14 protein-coding genes are annotated in these 16,809 nt (G+C 45.6%); 12 read left to right on the plus strand and 2 right to left on the minus strand.

All coding sequences use genetic code 11. The features are described from left to right. Nucleotides 1–8: 8 nt before the first annotated feature. Nucleotides 9–1,106 (minus strand): type II and III secretion system protein, encoded by a 1,098-nt coding sequence (locus tag Pas1_RS00490; RefSeq protein WP_112294174.1) that lies wholly within the window; start codon nt 1,104–1,106, stop codon nt 9–11. After that, nucleotides 1,103–1,795 (minus strand): hypothetical protein, encoded by a 693-nt coding sequence (locus Pas1_RS00495; RefSeq protein ID WP_112202655.1) that lies wholly within the window; start codon nt 1,793–1,795, stop codon nt 1,103–1,105. Before Pas1_RS00495 ends, Pas1_RS00490 begins: the two co-directional genes overlap by 4 nt. A 103-nt stretch (nt 1,796–1,898) precedes the next feature. On the opposite strand from Pas1_RS00495, the gene Pas1_RS00500 reads away from it, so the two are divergent. The 12 genes from Pas1_RS00500 (at nt 1,899) to Pas1_RS00555 (ending at nt 16,802) form a co-directional block, all read left to right on the plus strand. Beyond that, complete coding sequence (locus Pas1_RS00500; RefSeq protein ID WP_112208700.1) at nt 1,899–4,235, plus strand: penicillin-binding protein 1A; 2,337 nt, start codon at nt 1,899–1,901, stop codon at nt 4,233–4,235. Nucleotides 4,236–4,246: 11 nt separating this feature from the next. Continuing rightward, on the plus strand, nt 4,247–4,951 hold the full coding sequence (locus Pas1_RS00505; RefSeq protein WP_112202659.1) for a transposase: 705 nt from the start codon (nt 4,247–4,249) through the stop codon (nt 4,949–4,951). 169 nt (nt 4,952–5,120) lie between these two features. Further along, nucleotides 5,121–9,866, plus strand: a complete 4,746-nt coding sequence (locus Pas1_RS00510) for a glutamate synthase-related protein (protein WP_112294175.1) — start codon at nt 5,121–5,123, stop codon at nt 9,864–9,866. 33 nt (nt 9,867–9,899) lie between these two features. After that, complete coding sequence (locus Pas1_RS00515) at nt 9,900–11,363, plus strand: glutamate synthase subunit beta (protein ID WP_112208702.1); 1,464 nt, start codon at nt 9,900–9,902, stop codon at nt 11,361–11,363. A gap of 8 nt (nt 11,364–11,371) precedes the next feature. Then, nucleotides 11,372–12,238, plus strand: coding sequence for an ABC transporter ATP-binding protein (locus tag Pas1_RS00520; protein ID WP_112294176.1), 867 nt, complete (start codon nt 11,372–11,374; stop codon nt 12,236–12,238). Next, a complete protein-coding gene (mlaE, locus tag Pas1_RS00525; protein WP_174683280.1) occupies nt 12,235–13,032 on the plus strand; it encodes a lipid asymmetry maintenance ABC transporter permease subunit MlaE in 798 nt (265 codons plus the stop codon). The genes Pas1_RS00520 and mlaE overlap by 4 nt, the downstream gene beginning before the upstream one ends. 20 nt (nt 13,033–13,052) lie before the next feature. Beyond that, nucleotides 13,053–13,535 carry an outer membrane lipid asymmetry maintenance protein MlaD gene (gene mlaD, locus Pas1_RS00530; protein WP_112236985.1) on the plus strand — a complete coding sequence of 161 codons (483 nt, stop codon included), beginning with the start codon at nt 13,053–13,055 and terminating at the stop codon, nt 13,533–13,535. Further along, nucleotides 13,535–14,281 (plus strand): MlaA family lipoprotein, encoded by a 747-nt coding sequence (locus Pas1_RS00535; protein ID WP_112294177.1) that lies wholly within the window; start codon nt 13,535–13,537, stop codon nt 14,279–14,281. The genes mlaD and Pas1_RS00535 overlap by 1 nt, the downstream gene beginning before the upstream one ends. 63 nt (nt 14,282–14,344) lie before the next feature. Continuing rightward, nucleotides 14,345–14,992 carry an MlaC/ttg2D family ABC transporter substrate-binding protein gene (locus tag Pas1_RS00540; protein WP_112294178.1) on the plus strand — a complete coding sequence of 216 codons (648 nt, stop codon included), beginning with the start codon at nt 14,345–14,347 and terminating at the stop codon, nt 14,990–14,992. A 10-nt stretch (nt 14,993–15,002) separates the two neighbouring features. Further along, nucleotides 15,003–15,263 carry an STAS domain-containing protein gene (locus tag Pas1_RS00545; protein WP_112294179.1) on the plus strand — a complete coding sequence of 87 codons (261 nt, stop codon included), beginning with the start codon at nt 15,003–15,005 and terminating at the stop codon, nt 15,261–15,263. Between the two features lies 1 nt (nt 15,264). Next, nucleotides 15,265–16,017, plus strand: coding sequence for an ABC transporter ATP-binding protein (locus Pas1_RS00550; RefSeq protein ID WP_112202673.1), 753 nt, complete (start codon nt 15,265–15,267; stop codon nt 16,015–16,017). Beyond that, entirely contained in the window at nt 16,014–16,802 is a 789-nt protein-coding gene (locus tag Pas1_RS00555) for an ABC transporter permease (protein WP_112236995.1), read from the plus strand. Before Pas1_RS00550 ends, Pas1_RS00555 begins: the two co-directional genes overlap by 4 nt. The last annotated feature ends 7 nt before the right edge of the window (nt 16,803–16,809 follow it).

The raw sequence follows: 16,809 nt of genomic DNA on the forward strand, positions 1-16,809 counted from the left end.
CGATTTTATTAGGGTTTATCTAAGACGGTAGGAGTTAAAAAGACTAGGAGCTCAGTTTTATCCTGAAGCTTTGACTTATGACGAAATAAATGGCCAAGCAAGGGGATGTCACCCAATAAAGGAATCTTGACCTCATCCTCGCGCTCGGTGGTTTGAAAGATCCCGCCAATAATGGCTGTACCGCCATTTTCAACAGTAACCTCAGAACTGAGGTTTTTGGTGTCAATCGCGTAACCCTGTTCTGTTTTCATACCCACAGTGTCTTTATTGATTCCTACCAGCATGGAAATCTTTCCATCTGGGTGAATCTTGGGCATGACCTCTAGGCGTAGGTTCGCCTTCCGAAATTGCAGTTTGCTCCCACTTTGACTACTCACTTGATAGGGCAATTCAGTACCTTGCTCAATCGTTGCTTTTACTTGATCGCCAGTCATGATGCGAGGATTGGAGAGAATTTTCCCCTGTCCGTCTGATTCCAATGCCGATAGTTCAAGTTGCAGTAAGCGGCTAGCATCCCGAGAAATCAGGGTTGCAGCCAGCGAGGCAGGATTAAAGCCATTTAAACCTGCACCTGATAAATCGCTATTTCCGGAAAAGTTTTTTGTGACTTGCGAAGCGGTATTTTTTGCTTGATAAGCCAATTTCATGCCGAGCTCTCGCGCAAACCTCTGGTCCGCCTCGACGATGCGGGCCTCGATCAATATCTGCCTTGGACTATTGATATGATCGCCCCCAAAAGGGAGGGCAGCATCCTCTCGACGATGCTTCTGAAATGCCTGGATTTCAGAATGAGGCCCAATCCAGTAAATATCACCGTATCTCAGAAGGCGTAAACCCCTGCTGGCAAGTATCGAATGCAGGGCAGTGTGCCAAGGGGTGTTTTTCAGGTCAATTGAAATCTGCCCTTGAATTGATTCACTCAGTAAAAAATTGGTGTTCCCAATTTTTGCCAAGGTCTGCAATAAATCCCTCAGCTCGATCTTAGGAAAATCCAAGCTAATCAAAGTTTGAGAAAAACCCTCCCGATGGTTATCCCCCCGGACAGGGTTATTCCAAAGCGATAGAAAACTTAGGCAAATTAGCCCCGTAATAAGCGTCTTTTTCATCGACTGGTTTTGGCTTTCAGGGCAAACAATTTGCCCTCAGAGTTCATCAATAAGACCTCCTCCTTTTTAATCTCTTGCAGGCGCCAAGACCCCCACACGAGATCACCCTTGTTGATAAAAAGATTGGCTTTTCCGGTATGGAAAAGGGCTTGGTGAATACCACCAATTTCTGCGCTACCTAGGAAGTGCCAAGACTGGAGCGTTAGCTCGTCCAAGGCTGCTTTACCTTTTGGTGCAGGGCCCACAGAGCCCTTCAATTTCTTTAATGAGTGAATACTCACTTCTAATTCATCTAATACTGAATAAAGCTCATCAATCTCATCGGCTTGATCATCCTTGAGCGTTTCTATTTCAATTGCCATATTTTGAAGATCTTTTTCAAGCTTCAAAAGGGTAAGATTTTCTTCTGGTGCCTGAGATTGGCTGAGCCATAAATGGGTGAGAAATGCCACTACGAGACAGAGCAAAAGGGTGCCCAATAAAACTAAAACCACATTGGAAGAGGCTAGGAAATTATTCCTAAAAAGGGGCTTGTTGGGCAGAACAAATTTTGAAGAGCGATTAGCTTGGGGATCCGTTTGGGGCGCATTGGTTTTGCGAATTCCTTGGGGATCGGGGATGGCTGGATCATCTCCAAGGTCACTCAAAATATCATCAAAGGATTGGGGGGAAATATGGCGTGTAGGCATGCCCTATTTTTGAGCTGATAGTGATAAAAAACCATCAGTTTGATCTGAGATCATCGTCAGAAAACATGGTTAGATTAGATGGCCACGCCTATAATTTGGTCATATGGCTCTCCCCCCAAAAGACCGGCCACCGCAGAATCAGCGGTCCAATCCACAGCCCAATCGGCGTCCGCGGGATTTTCGTGCAGACCCACCCGCATTTGCTAAATCTGGCAGCCCCTTAATTAAGGCTTTATTTGTGATGGGGATGGCCGTTGGGGTGATGTTTGTTCTATTGCTGGGCTATGCTTTTTTGGTTGCCAAGCCAAACTTACCGAAGATTTCGGCATTGGTGGACTACAACCCCAAAACCCCTTTACGCGTCTATACCGCCGATAAAGTATTAATTGGGGAGTTTGGGGAAGAGCGTCGCAAAGTGATTCCCTTGGCTGACATGCCCTTGGTAATGAGAAATGCGGTTATCGCTACCGAAGATGACCGCTTCTACTCACATGGTGGGGTGGACTACGTCGGTGTTTTGCGGGCAGGACTAGCAAATATGCGAGGACACCTTGCGCAGGGAGCTTCCACAATTACGATGCAAGTGGCTCGAAATTTCTTTCTGAGTAATGAAAAAACCTTCAGCAGAAAAATATACGAAGTTTTGCTTGCCTGGGAAATCGAGTCGCAGTTAAGCAAAGATAAGATTCTGGAGATTTATATGAACCAGATCTTTTTGGGCCAAAGAGCGTTTGGTTTTTCAAGTGCTGCCCAAATCTATTTCGGCAAAGAGTTAAAGGATATCAGCACTGCAGAGGCGGCCATGTTGGCAGGCTTACCTAAAGCGCCATCGGCGTACAACCCAGTTACTAATTTTCGTCGAGCCAAAATGCGACAAACCTATATCTTGGGTCGCATGCGAGATTTGGGTTACATCACTCCAGAGGAATATCAAAAGGCGATAGCTGAAGAGTTGCATATTCGTGGGCTTGGTAATGAATTTAGTACGCGCGCAGACTTTCCAGCTGAGATGGTCCGTCAATTACTCTATGCCCAATATGGCGATGTGATTTATTCACAAGGCATCGATGTTTATACAACCATCCTTAAGGCTGATCAGGATGCCGCCTACAAAGCAGTACGCCGTGGAATTTTTGAATATGATCTGCGACATGCCTATCGTGGGCCAGAAGGATTCGTTAATTTGCCTGATGATCAGGCAAAACGCCAGAAGGTCATAGACGATGCCTTACTGGCATATCCCCAGTTAGATGATTTGCAATCGGGAATCGTTCTAGATGCTAAGCCCAAAGAGTTGCAAGTGATTATTTCAACTGGTGATGTCATTACTTTAAAGGGTGATGCATTGAAATTAGCGAGTGCCTCATTGACTGATAGCGCCCAGCCCAAGAAAAAACTTCGCCCTGGATCCGTGGTGCGTTTATTACAAACTGACGATGGCGTATGGAAATTAGCGCAGTTGCCTCAAGTCGAGGCGGCATTTGTTTCAATGAATGCTCAGAACGGCGCAATCTTATCTTTGGTTGGTGGATTTGATTTCAGACGCAATCAATTTAATCATGTAACACAGGCTTGGCGTCAGCCTGGTTCTTCATTTAAACCATTCATTTACGCCGCCGCTCTGGAAAAAGGTTTCTCTCCAAGCACCATGGTTAATGATGCGCCCCTATCGATTGGTAGTCTGGAGACTGGTAGTCAGGCGTGGGAGCCTAAAAACTATGATGGTAAATATGACGGCATGATGCGTTTGCGCAATGCCCTGGCCAAGTCTAAAAATTTAGTATCAGTCAGAATTGTGCGCGCCATTGGACCTTCGTATGCCCAAGAATATGTAAAGCGTTTTGGCTTCGACCCAGAAAAGCATCCACCGTATTTAACAATTGCCTTGGGCGCGGGTTCAGTAACCCCCTTACAAATGGCAACCGCGTATAGCGTATTTGCAAATGGCGGCTATCAAGTGGAGCCCTACTTAATTGATAGGATGATTGATACTAAAGGTAATGTCTTATTTGAAGCAAAACCGGTTCGTGCTGGTGAAGATGCAAGTCGAGTGCTTGATAAGCGTACAGCCTTTGTGATGGATAGTTTGTTACAAGAAGTAACTAAAACTGGAACAGCTGCTAGTGCACGCGCTAAGTTGGGGCGTACTGATATTGCAGGAAAAACTGGTACTACCAATGAATCGCATGATGCTTGGTTTGCGGGATACAACCCAAAGCTTGTTGCGATCGCTTGGATTGGTTTTGATAAGCCCGAAAGTTTGGGTGATAAAGAAACCGGTGGAGGACTCGCATTACCAATGTGGATCTCGTATATGGGAGTTGCTTTAAAAGGGGTCCCTCAAGAATCTCGCGAAGTACCAGATGGTGTTACTCAGTTTGATGGAGATTGGTTCATTCCTGAGTTTGCGCCCAATGGTGGTGTACGCGAACTGCAATAATCTTTTATTAGATGGCACGACAAGCGCGCACAGTCATTCCTGGACAGGCCATGCATGTCATGGTCAGAGGCAATAATCGCCAGACCCTATTTTTTAATGATGAAGATCGCCGCATCTATCTTGATTGGTTAAAAGAAGCAGCCAAGCAATTTACTTGCTCAGTGCACGCTTTTGTTCTGATGCCAAATCATGTGCATTTATTAGTGACGCCAAGTAAGGCGGATTCATTAGCCAAGACCATGCAGTCTCTAGGCCGGCGCTATGCACAGTACTTTAATCAACAGCATCATCGATCTGGCACTATTTGGGAAGGGCGTTTTCGCTCATCCTTAATTGATCCAAGTTATTTCTTACGCTGTCAGCGCTATATCGAATTAAATCCGGTACGCGTTGGTTTTGAATCAAGTCCCCAAGACTCAACATGGAGCAGCTACCCATCGCACACTGGGCAAAAAGTGGAGCCCTGGTTAGTCGATCATGAATCTTTTTGGAAGCTAGGCAATACCCCTTTTGAGAGGCAAATGGCTTGGGCAGGGTTTATCAAGGATGGCGCACCCCACTGGGAAGACCGCCAAATAACCGAGGCCTTATTGCGTTCCAAGCCCTGGTTGAGCGATATATTGGCCCAAAAGTTATTTAAAGATCGTCCAGATCAGCTGGAAATTCGGCATCGGGGTCGGCCCAAAAAGGAAAATACCGAATTTGCGGCTACTTGAGGGTATTGCTCCAAAAAGCGACGACTCTGTCCCTAATTAAAATGGTTTTCATGAACACCCCTGATATTAAATGGGACAGAGTCATTTAATTTCTATTGCATCGTGAGGGGTATTCCCCTATATTTGATCCTCCAAAAGTAATAAGGCTAATAAGGCCCACGGAAGAATCATGAAAACATCATTTAGCACCCAAATTCGTCCAATCGCACAAGGTTTGTACGATCCCCAAAATGAACACGATGCCTGCGGCGTAGGATTTGTTGCGCACATTAAGGGTAAGAAGTCGCATGAGATCGTAGCTCAGGGTTTAAAGATATTGGAAAACCTGGATCATCGTGGAGCGGTTGGCGCAGATCCTCTGATGGGTGATGGTGCGGGAATTTTGATTCAGATTCCTGATGCTTTGTATCGCGAAGAAATGGCGAAGCAAGGCGTCGCTTTGCCTCCACAAGGTGAATATGGTGTCGGCATGATTTTTCTGCCTAAAGAAAATGCATCGCGTCTCGCGTGCGAGCAAGAACTAGAGCGTACCGTTCGTTTGGAAGGTCAGGTTGTTCTCGGTTGGAGAGATGTACCAATTGATGTGAAGCTGCCAATGTCACCTACCGTTCGAATGACAGAGCCTTTTATACGTCAAATCTTTATTGGGCGCGGTCGCGACATCATGACGACCGATGCTTTAGAGCGAAAGTTATACGTGATTCGGAAAACCGCAAGTCACGCCATTCAGGATTTGCATTTGAAGCATGGCAAAGAATATTTTGTTGCCTCAATGTCTGCGCGCACTATCGTTTACAAAGGCTTGCTCTTGGCAAACCAAGTAGGGGCTTATTACGAAGATTTACAGGATGAGCGAACTGTCTCAGCCTTAGCATTAGTACATCAACGCTTCTCAACCAATACCTTCCCCGCTTGGGAATTAGCCCATCCCTATCGCATGATTGCGCATAACGGAGAAATCAATACCGTTAAAGGCAACGTCAATTGGGTCAATGCTCGTGAGGGCGCAATTAGCTCACCAGTATTGGGTGACGATCTCAAAAAATTATGGCCACTGATCTATCCAGGTCAATCAGACACCGCTTGCTTTGATAACTGCTTAGAGTTATTGGTTATGGCGGGTTATCCCTTGGCGCAAGCCATGATGATGATGATTCCAGAAGCATGGGAACAGCACACTTTGATGGATGATAACCGTCGTGCATTCTATGAATATCACGCTTCGATGATGGAGCCCTGGGATGGTCCTGCAGCGATGGCATTTACAGATGGACGTCAAATTGGCGCAACGCTTGACCGTAATGGATTACGTCCTGCGCGTTACTATGTGACTGATGATGATTTAGTCATCATGGCATCTGAAGCAGGGGTGCTGTCAATTCCAGAAAGCAAGATTGTTCAGAAATGGCGCTTGCAGCCTGGCAAGATGTTCATGATTGATATGGAGCAAGGACGCATTATTGATGACGTTGAGCTCAAAAATGCAGTCTCGAAAGCTAAGCCATATAAAAGCTGGATCGATGCGGTACGTATCAAGCTCGATGAAGTAGATGCAAGCAAGGCGGATTTGATCGATGAGAAGATGACGATCCGTCCTGCAGCAAAACTATTAGATCGTCAGCAAGCATTTGCTTACACCCAAGAAGATATTAAATATCTGATGGCACCAATGGCCCAAAACGGAGAAGAGGCAATTGGATCCATGGGTAATGACAGCCCATTGGCCGTCCTCTCTAACAAGAACAAGCCGCTCTATAACTACTTTAAGCAATTGTTTGCGCAAGTGACCAATCCTCCGATTGATCCGATTCGTGAAAACATGGTGATGTCTTTAGTTTCTTTCATTGGGCCTAAGCCTAATTTATTAGATACCAACAATATCAATCCCCCAATGCGTTTGGAAGTCAGTCAACCCATTTTGGACTTTGATGACATCACCAAGATTCGTCATATTGGCCATTACACCAATGGTAAGTTCCGCTCATATGAGCTCGATATCTGCTATCCAGCTGTTTGGGGTAAAGCAGGTATTGAGGCTCGACTTGCCTCACTTTGTGCTGAAGCTGCAGATGCGGTTCGTTCAGGCTATAACATTTTAATTGTGAGCGATCGTCAGGTGGATGAGCAGCACGTTGCCATTCCTGCGCTATTGGCAACATCTGCAATTCATCAACATCTCGTTGAAAAAGGATTGCGTACCAGCGTAGGCTTAGTAGTCGAAACCGGAAGCGCGCGTGAGACGCATCACTTTGCACTTCTAGCCGGTTATGGTGCAGAAGCCATTCATCCCTACCTCGCAATGGAAACACTCGCTGAGATGGCAAAAGGTCTTACGGGTGATTTATCCCCCGAGAAAGCCATCAAGAACTATGTCAAAGCCGTCGGTAAGGGCTTGCAAAAAGTGATGTCCAAGATGGGCATCTCTACTTATATGTCGTATACCGGCTCACAAATTTTTGAAGCGATTGGCTTAAACCCAGAAGTGATTAATCAATACTTCAAGGGTACGCCTTCGAATGTTGGCGGCATCGGAGTATTTGATGTTGCTGAAGAAGCTTTAAGAATGCATCAAGCTGCTTTTGGCGATGACCCTGTATTGGAAGATATGCTCGATGCGGGTGGTGAATATGCTTTCCGTGTTCGTGGTGAAAACCATATGTGGACGCCCGATACGATTGCGAAACTACAGCATTCAACCCGTATCGGCATCGAGAAGGGCTATCAGACTTATAAAGAATACGCCAATATCATCAACGATCAAAGCAAGCGTCAAATGACTTTGCGTGGTTTATTTGAGTTCAAGATTGATCCGGCTAAAGCAATTCCTTTGGATGAAGTAGAGCCAGCCAAAGAAATTGTGAAACGCTTTGCTACAGGTGCAATGTCTTTAGGTTCAATATCGACTGAGGCACATGCAACTTTGGCAATTGCGATGAACCGGATCGGTGGTAAATCGAATACAGGCGAAGGTGGCGAAGACCCTAATCGTTACGTTAAAGAATTAAAAGGTATTCCGATTAAGCAAGGCGAAACTTTAGCAAGCATCTTAGGTAAGGATGTGGTTGAAGTGAATATTCCTTTGCAAGATGGTGATTCATTGCGCTCCAAAATTAAGCAAGTTGCTTCTGGACGCTTTGGAGTAACGACTGAATATTTACGCTCCGCTGATCAAATTCAGATCAAGATGGCGCAAGGCGCAAAGCCAGGTGAGGGCGGCCAACTCCCCGGTGGCAAAGTCTCTGACTATATTGGCATGTTACGTTTCTCGGTACCAGGCGTTGGTCTAATTTCTCCTCCTCCACACCATGACATTTATTCAATTGAAGATCTGGCCCAGCTCATTCATGATTTGAAGAATGTGAATCCTGCTGCAGACATTTCAGTGAAATTGGTTTCAGAAGTTGGCGTAGGTACGATTGCTGCTGGTGTTGCGAAAGCAAAAGCAGATCACGTTGTGATTGCTGGACACGATGGCGGCACGGGCGCTTCCCCACTTTCTTCTATTAAGCATGCTGGTTCCCCATGGGAACTCGGTTTGGCTGAAACCCAACAAACTTTGGTATTGAATGGTTTGCGAAGCCGCATTCGCGTTCAGGCTGATGGTCAGATGAAGACAGGTCGCGACGTTGTGATCGGCGCACTCTTGGGTGCAGACGAATTCGGCTTTGCTACAGCACCATTGGTTGTTGAAGGTTGCATCATGATGCGTAAGTGTCATTTGAATACTTGCCCAGTTGGTGTTGCAACACAAGATCCTGAATTGCGTAAAAAGTTTTCTGGCAAGCCAGAGCATGTAGTGAACTTCTTCTTCTTTATTGCTGAAGAGGCGCGCGAGATCATGGCGCAATTAGGTATTCGGAAATTTGATGAATTGATTGGTCGAGTAGATTTATTGGATACCCGTAAGGGCATTGAGAACTGGAAAGTGCATGGCTTGGATTTCAGTAAGATTTTTGCTCAGATCGATGTTGCTGCCGATGTACCACGCTATCAAGTGCTTACACAAGAGCATGGCTTAGGTAGCGCGCTCGATAATATTTTGATTGAAAAGAGCGAGCCTGCTTTAGAGCGTGGCGAAAAAGTTTCTTTCATTGTTCCTGTAAAGAACGTTAACCGTACTGTCGGCGCCATGTTATCGGGTGATGTTGCTCAGCGTTATGGCCATGCGGGCTTACCAGATGACACCATTCATATTCAATTAAATGGTACGGCTGGTCAGAGCTTTGCAGCATTCTTGGCTAAGGGTATTACGCTCGATTTAGTCGGCGACGGTAATGACTATGTGGGCAAAGGATTATCTGGTGGTCGTGTCATCGTGCGCGCTCCCCATGAGTTCCGTGGCGATACTGCTCGTAATATCATTGTTGGTAATACGGTTCTCTATGGTGCTATCGGTGGTGAAGCCTTCTTTAATGGCGTTGCTGGTGAGCGTTTTGCAGTTCGTAACTCTGGAGCCACCGCAGTCGTTGAGGGCACAGGCGATCACGGCTGCGAATACATGACTGGTGGAACAGTGGTGGTCCTTGGCAATACAGGCCGTAATTTTGCAGCGGGTATGAGCGGTGGTATCGCTTATGTGTTCGACGAAGATGGTTTATTTGAAAAACGTTGCAATACCAGCATGGCAAGCCTTGAAAAAGTTTTACCTTCCGCTGAGCAGATTGCCAAAATGCCTAAGTCTCAATGGCATGCGCCCGTCGATGTTAAGGATGGCGGTGAACGTTTAACTGATGAGCAGATTCTCAAAGGATTGATTGAGCGTCATTTCCGTTACACCGGATCTGAGCGCGCTAAATCACTCTTAGCTGATTGGGATAAATCTCGTGCCCGCTTTGTGAAGGTGCTCCCAACCGAATACAAGCGTGCCTTGGGCGAGCTGTGGGAAAAATCCCAAAATGCTCCTGTTGCTGCTTGATCAATACTAAAGAAAAGATATTAAGGATTAGATATGGGTAAGGTCACTGGATTTATGGAATTTGAGCGGGTAGATGAAACCTACGAGGCTCCTATAAAGCGCTTGCATCATTACAAAGAGTTTGTGCAAGCCCTTACAGATGAAGAAGCAAAAGTACAAGGTGCGCGATGCATGGATTGTGGTATTCCATTCTGCAATAGTGGATGTCCTGTAAACAACATCATTCCAGACTTCAATGATTTGGTCTTTCATAATGATTGGAAAAATGCTCTCGAAGTATTGCAATCTACCAACAACTTCCCAGAATTCACGGGGCGTATTTGTCCTGCACCATGTGAGGCTGCTTGTACCTTGGGGATTAATAAGGCGCCGGTCGGAATTAAATCGATTGAGCACGCCATTATTGATAAGGGTTGGGAAAACGGTTGGGTTAAACCTCAACCCTCTAAAACAAAGACCGGTAAAAAAGTTGCTGTTGTTGGCGGCGGGCCTGCAGGTATGGCTGCTGCTCAACAATTGGCGCGCGTGGGTCACGATGTCACCGTGTTTGAAAAAAATGACCGAGTCGGTGGATTGCTTCGTTATGGTATCCCTGACTTCAAAATGGAGAAGTGGCTGATTGATCGTCGCGTTGAGCAAATGCAAGCTGAAGGCGTGAGGTTTGAAACTAGTGTCTTCATCGGAAAAGCAGCCATTGGTGCTGAGGTGAAAAACTACGCTACTAAAACCGTTTCACCAGATCAGCTGATGAAAGATTTTGATGCAGTTGTTATTACTGGTGGTGCAGAACAGCCCCGTGATCTGCCAGTGCCTGGTCGTGAGTTGGCTGGTGTGCATTACGCCTTGGAGTTTTTAATTCCTCAGAACAAAGAAAATGCTGGTGATTTGAAGAATGAGATTCGCGCTACTGATAAACATGTTGTTGTGATTGGCGGTGGTGATACTGGTTCTGATTGCGTAGGGACCTCCAATCGACACGGTGCAAGCAAGGTGACGCAGTTTGAGTTATTGCCCCAACCTCCGGAAGAAGAAAACAAGTCTTTGGTATGGCCCTACTGGCCAACGAAGTTACGGACATCCTCTTCGCATGAAGAGGGTTGTGAGCGCGATTGGTCTGTAGCCACAAAACGCTTTGAAGGTAAAAATGGCAAAGTGGAGAAACTGATTGGCGTTCGCTTGGAGTGGAAGGACGGCAAGATGTCAGAAATGCCAAACTCTGAATTTGAGATTAAGGCTGATTTGGTGCTTCTGGCTATGGGCTTTGTATCTCCAGCGCAACAAGTATTGAATGCTTTTGGCGTTGAAAAGGATGCACGGGGTAACGCTAAAGCGACAGTTGATGGTCAAAAGGCCTACCAAACCAATGTTCCTAAGGTATTTGCTGCAGGAGATATGCGTCGCGGTCAATCCTTAGTGGTGTGGGCAATCCGCGAGGGTCGTCAGTGCGCACAAGCAGTGGATGAATATTTAATGGGGTCTTCAGTCTTACCGCGATAATATGCGGCATGACTGACGACAACTTCCGAACTTTGCAAAGTAGCCAAGCGAAGGCCCAATCCTTCTCGGACGAGGTCATCGTTTCGATTCGGGACGTGAACTTCGCCTATGCACCCGAAGAGCGTCAGATTCTATCTGGCCTCAATATGGAGTTCAAGCGCGGTCAAGTTGTTGCTGTAATGGGCGGTTCTGGTTGCGGCAAGACAACCATCTTGAGATTAATTGGTGGTCAGTATTCTGCGCAATCAGGTCAGGTCTTATTTGAAGGCCAGGATATCGGAAAAATGACCTCCGCTCAGTTGATGAATGCGCGCCGTCGTATGGGCATGCTTTTTCAGTTCGGCGCGCTCTTCACAGATCTGAGTGTCTATGAGAATGTAGCTTTTCCCTTGCGCGAGCATACGGATTTAACCGAAGAATTATTGCGCTCCTTAGTGCTGATGAAACTCAATGCAGTAGGTTTGCGTGGAGCACGAGATTTAATGCCCGCTCAAATTTCTGGTGGCATGGCTCGACGCGTTGCACTGGCACGTGCCATTGCGCTAGATCCTCCGCTGATCATGTATGACGAGCCTTTCGCAGGACTCGATCCGATTTCATTAGGAATTACAGCGCGCCTGATACGGGATTTAAATAATGCCCTCGGTGCTACAAGCCTATTAGTGACTCATGATGTTGAAGAAACTTTTGCGATTGCAGACTATGTTTACTTCATCGCTAATGGTCGCATTGGCGCAGAGGGTACTCCGGAAGAGTTAAGTCGCTCAACCGATCCTTTTGTGCGGCAATTTTTAGATGCCTCACCAGATGGCCCAGTGCCATTTAATTATCCTGGCTCGAGTTTGGCCCAAGATTTTGGATTGAGAACTTCATGATGATTTTGCATAAAGCTCTCGATATTTTTGCAAGCCTTGGTTTTTTTGTGCGTCGTAATCTCACCAGTTTGGGATTGGCGGCAAGAATGTTCGCAGCTGCAATCTATCGTTCTGCGTTCTTATTAAAAAGACCGCGCTTAGTAATCGATCAAATTTTATTTGTAGGTAATCATTCATTTGTGATCATTGCAGTTTCAGGATTATTTGTTGGCTTTGTTCTGGGATTGCAGGGTTACTACACACTGAACCGCTACGGCTCAGAACAAGCTTTGGGTTTGTTGGTTGCACTCTCATTAACTAGAGAGTTGGGACCAGTCATTACCGCCCTACTATTTGCGGGGCGCGCAGGCACTTCACTTACCGCTGAAATTGGGCTGATGAAAGCTGGAGAACAATTAAGCGCCATGGAAATGATGGCTGTAGACCCATTGGCCAGAGTGATTGCCCCTCGTCTTTGGGCCGGCATTATTGCGATGCCGATTTTGGCAACGATCTTCACTGCGGTGGGTGTGATGGGCGGTTATTTTGTGGGTGTGCCGCTAATTGGTGTGGACTCTGGCGCCTTCTGGTCACAAATGCAGGGCGGGGTAGACCTATTCTCGGATATTGGTAACGGCCTAATAAAAAGCCTCGTTTTTGGTGTCGCAGTGACCTTTATTGCGCTTTATCAGGGTTTTGAGGCAAAGCCTACGCCGGAGGGCGTATCTCAAGCAACCACCCGAACGGTAGTCGTTTCTTCCTTGTCAGTCTTGGCATTGGATTTTTTATTGACCGCCATGATGTTTTCAAATTAGAAAGATAAACTAGGGCTCATATGAGAAAAAGTGCAATTGATATTTGGGTAGGAATTTTTGTCGCCATCGGTTTATTGGCAGCACTCTTTCTTGCTTTGAAAGTAGGTAATATGAATGCTGTTTCATTTCAGCCGACTTATAAAGTATCTGCACGGTTTGACAATATTGGTGGCCTCAAACCACGTGCGCCAGTGAAAAGTGCTGGTGTAGTTGTTGGCCGCATCGCGAACATCTCTTTTGACGATAAAACCTATCAAGCAACGGTCGTCATGACGATCGAGCAAAGCTATCAATTTCCGAAAGATTCATCCGCGAAGATTTTGACTTCAGGTTTATTGGGTGAGCAATATATTGGTCTTGAAGCGGGCGGCTCAGATGAGATGTTGGCTGATAACGGCAAAATTACTCAGACCCAATCAGCGATTGTTTTAGAAAATTTGATCAGTCAGTTCCTATACAACAAGGCGGCTGATAGCGGTCAAGATAAAGGTGCTGCTAAGTAATGAGCAGATGGCTTTGTTTTAAACGTCTTGTTGTGTTTGGCCTGGTCGTCTCAATGGTGGGGTGTGCTTCCATTCCTGCTGGAGTCCCGCCATCCCCTGACGACCCTTGGGAGCCTTTTAACCGCTCCGTCTTTGAGTTCAATGAAGGCTTAGACAAGTATGTTTTAAAACCTGTGGTCTCAGGTTATCGCTTTGTGTTGCCAGAATTTATTCGTGAAGGCATTTATAACTTCTTTAGTAACTACAACGATATTTACACGGCCCTGAATAATCTTTTACAAGGCAAACCCGATTACGCATTTAACGATTTAATGCGCGTAGTCGTGAATACAACCATGGGTTTGGGCGGCTTGATTGACCTTGCCACTCCCGGTGGTTTGGAAAAACACAAAGAAGATTTTGGACAAACCTTCGGAGTTTGGGGTATTCCTTCCGGCCCTTACGTAGTTCTGCCCTTCTTTGGACCCAGTTCTGTCCGCGATACCTTCGGTACGGTGGCTGATTTAGAAACGGACTACCTCTTTAAATATATTCCCAATGTGGGATTGCGTAATAGCTTAACGGGCTTGCGCGTGGTCAATGCCCGTAATACCTACTATGAGGCAGGTGATTTATTGGATGGCGCTGCAATTGATAAATACAGCTTTTTACGTGATGCTTATATTCAGCGACGCAAGTATCAAATTAATGAAGGTCGGGACGATGAGGAACCTCAGATGCCTGTCTACGAAAATCCCTACGAATAACGATATTCCCTATTCGAGAGCTAAAATAAGGGCTTACTCTGCTTTATTCAAATCTAGGAATCTATGAAATACCCTTTCACAATTCGACAGTGGTTTACGTTCCTGTTTTGTGCTCTCGTGCTGAGCGTGAATGCATATGCACAAGCCCCTGATCAGTCGACTCCAGATGGCTTAATCAAAAGCGTGGTGTCGGATGTGATGAGCTCGGTAAAGTCTGATCCAGAAATTCAAAAAGGAAATATCCCTAAGATCGTCGATCTGGTAGAAAAAAAGATTGTTCCTTATACCGATATGCGCCGCACTACCGAAATGGCAATGGGCCCTAACTGGAAAAAAGCGACTCCTGAACAACAGGCTCAATTGATTGCTGAATTCAAGAATTTGCTGATTCGTACTTATTCTGGCGCTTTAAGTCAGCTGAGAGATCAGACTGTGCAATTTAAGCAATTGAGAGCAGCACCCGATGATCAAGAAGTTACTGTGAAAACCGTTGTATTGGGTCACGGCGATCCAGTGCCATTAGATTACCGTTTAGAAAAAACGTCAAATGGCTGGAAAGTCTACGATATGAACATCATGGGTGTATGGTTGGTTGAGGCTTACCGTAATCAGTTCTCAAATCAAATTAGCCAAAATGGTATTGATGGCTTGGTGAAGTTTTTACAAGACCGCAATAAGCAATTGGCTTCCGCTAAACCTGCGAATTCATAAGTCGATTTCGATGTCATTTTCCTTGCCTAGCAAAGTTACACAAGCAAACGTAGTTGCTCTTGAAAATGAAGGCTTACTCAATATCGCAAGCCTTCAATCGATCGACTGTTCACAATTAGTCGATTTTGATTCCACTGTCTTAACGGTGTTGTTAGCATGGCAAAAAAAATTACAGGAAAAAGATCAATCCATTGCCATTCTTCAAGCTCCTGAGAAATTAAAAGTATTAGCTAATGTCTATGGCGTCTCTGCATTATTAGGTTTGCAATAGCATGACCGCTGCAATTTCGATTGAGCATATTTCAAAAAACTATGGCGCACTTCAAGCCTTAGATCAAGTTTCACTTAAGATTGAGCAGGGTGAGTTTTTTGGTTTATTGGGCCCAAATGGCGCTGGCAAAACCACTTTAATTTCGATCTTGGCAGGCTTAGTTAAGGCTGATCATGGTCATGCGGCCATTATGGGCGCAGATGTGCAAAAAGACTTTCGCCAAGCGCGCCGTATGCTCGGAGTGGTTCCCCAAGAATTGGTTTTTGATCCTTTCTTTACTGTCAGAGAGACTCTCCAATTCCAGTCTGGATATTTTGGAATTCGGAATAACGATGCTTGGATTGATGAGATCATGGCCAATTTGGATCTCACCAGTAAAGCCGATAGTAATATGCGTTCGCTATCGGGCGGCATGAAGCGAAGGGTTTTGGTTGCGCAGGCTTTAGTGCATCGGCCCCCAGTGATTATTTTAGATGAGCCCACTGCAGGTGTTGATGTGGAGTTACGTCAATCTCTTTGGCAATTTATTAGTCGCTTAAATCAAGATGGACACACGATTGTGTTGACTACTCACTACCTTGAAGAAGCAGAGGCACTGTGTCAACGTATCGCTATGCTTAAGCAAGGCAACATCGTTGCTTTAGACACCACCGTTAATTTATTAAGTCGTTATGGCTCGGCTAAAAAAGATGGTGAAGGCAAAACCGATTTAGAAGAAGTATTTATTAACATCATGTCAGGAAATGCTTCATGAGCAGCGTGATGGAGAAAAATACTTTGAAGTATGGCAGTGGCTTTCCAACGCTATTGCGTAAAGAAATTAAACGTTTTTATAAGGTCGCCTTTCAGACGGTAGCTGCCCCTGTATTAACAGCGATTCTGTATTTGATGATTTTTGGTCATGTCCTTGAAGGTAAAGAGGTTTACGGTCACATTAGTTACACCGCTTTTTTAATTCCGGGTTTGGTGATGATGAGCCTCTTGCAAAATGCCTTTGCAAATACCTCCTCCTCTTTGATCCAATCTAAGCTCACTGGTAACTTGGTATTTATCTTGCTTACCCCCTTGAGCCATTTTGAATTCTTTTCAGCTTATGTATTGGCTGCAGTTTTCCGGGGGGTAGTGGTGGGCTTGGGAGTCTTTTTAATTACTGCTTGGTATGGTATGCCCGCACTGGAATACCCTCTATGGATCATGATCTTTGCGTTTCTGGGCGCCGCAGTACTGGGTAGTTTGGGTTTAATTGCGGGAATTTGGGCTGATAAATTTGATCAGCTTGCCGCGTTTCAGAACTTCTTCATCATGCCAGCCACTATGCTGTCTGGCGTTTTCTATTCAATTCACTCGCTTCCTCCAATTTGGCAGACGGTCTCGCGCTTCAATCCATTCTTCTACATGATTGATGGATTCCGGTTTGGATTCTTCGGAGTATCCGATGTATCTCCTTGGACAAGCCTAACTATCATTGCTGCTTTCTTGCTGTGCGTATCAGCCATTGCATTGCGAATGCTGCAAACGGGTTATAAATTAAAGCATTAATCAGTAT

Source organism: Polynucleobacter paneuropaeus (assembly GCF_003261235.1).
GTDB classification, from domain to species: Bacteria; Pseudomonadota; Gammaproteobacteria; order Burkholderiales; family Burkholderiaceae; genus Polynucleobacter; species Polynucleobacter paneuropaeus.

Bases quoted from the DNA above. Each gene is read 5' to 3' on its own strand.
- Pas1_RS00550 (WP_112202673.1), top strand. From the start codon at position 15,265: ATGACCGCTGCAATTTCGATTGAGCATATTTCAAAAAACTATGGCGCA.
- Pas1_RS00555 (WP_112236995.1), top strand. From the start codon at position 16,014: ATGAGCAGCGTGATGGAGAAAAATACTTTGAAGTATGGCAGTGGCTTT.
- mlaD (WP_112236985.1), top strand. From the start codon at position 13,053: ATGAGAAAAAGTGCAATTGATATTTGGGTAGGAATTTTTGTCGCCATC.
- Pas1_RS00505 (WP_112202659.1), top strand. From the start codon at position 4,247: ATGGCACGACAAGCGCGCACAGTCATTCCTGGACAGGCCATGCATGTC.
- Pas1_RS00520 (WP_112294176.1), top strand. From the start codon at position 11,372: ATGACTGACGACAACTTCCGAACTTTGCAAAGTAGCCAAGCGAAGGCC.
- Pas1_RS00515 (WP_112208702.1), top strand. From the start codon at position 9,900: ATGGGTAAGGTCACTGGATTTATGGAATTTGAGCGGGTAGATGAAACC.
- Pas1_RS00500 (WP_112208700.1), top strand. From the start codon at position 1,899: ATGGCTCTCCCCCCAAAAGACCGGCCACCGCAGAATCAGCGGTCCAAT.
- Pas1_RS00495 (WP_112202655.1), bottom strand. From the start codon at position 1,795: ATGCCTACACGCCATATTTCCCCCCAATCCTTTGATGATATTTTGAGT.
- Pas1_RS00490 (WP_112294174.1), bottom strand. From the start codon at position 1,106: ATGAAAAAGACGCTTATTACGGGGCTAATTTGCCTAAGTTTTCTATCG.
- Pas1_RS00510 (WP_112294175.1), top strand. From the start codon at position 5,121: ATGAAAACATCATTTAGCACCCAAATTCGTCCAATCGCACAAGGTTTG.
- mlaE (WP_174683280.1), top strand. From the start codon at position 12,235: ATGATGATTTTGCATAAAGCTCTCGATATTTTTGCAAGCCTTGGTTTT.
- Pas1_RS00540 (WP_112294178.1), top strand. From the start codon at position 14,345: ATGAAATACCCTTTCACAATTCGACAGTGGTTTACGTTCCTGTTTTGT.
- Pas1_RS00545 (WP_112294179.1), top strand. From the start codon at position 15,003: ATGTCATTTTCCTTGCCTAGCAAAGTTACACAAGCAAACGTAGTTGCT.
- Pas1_RS00535 (WP_112294177.1), top strand. From the start codon at position 13,535: ATGAGCAGATGGCTTTGTTTTAAACGTCTTGTTGTGTTTGGCCTGGTC.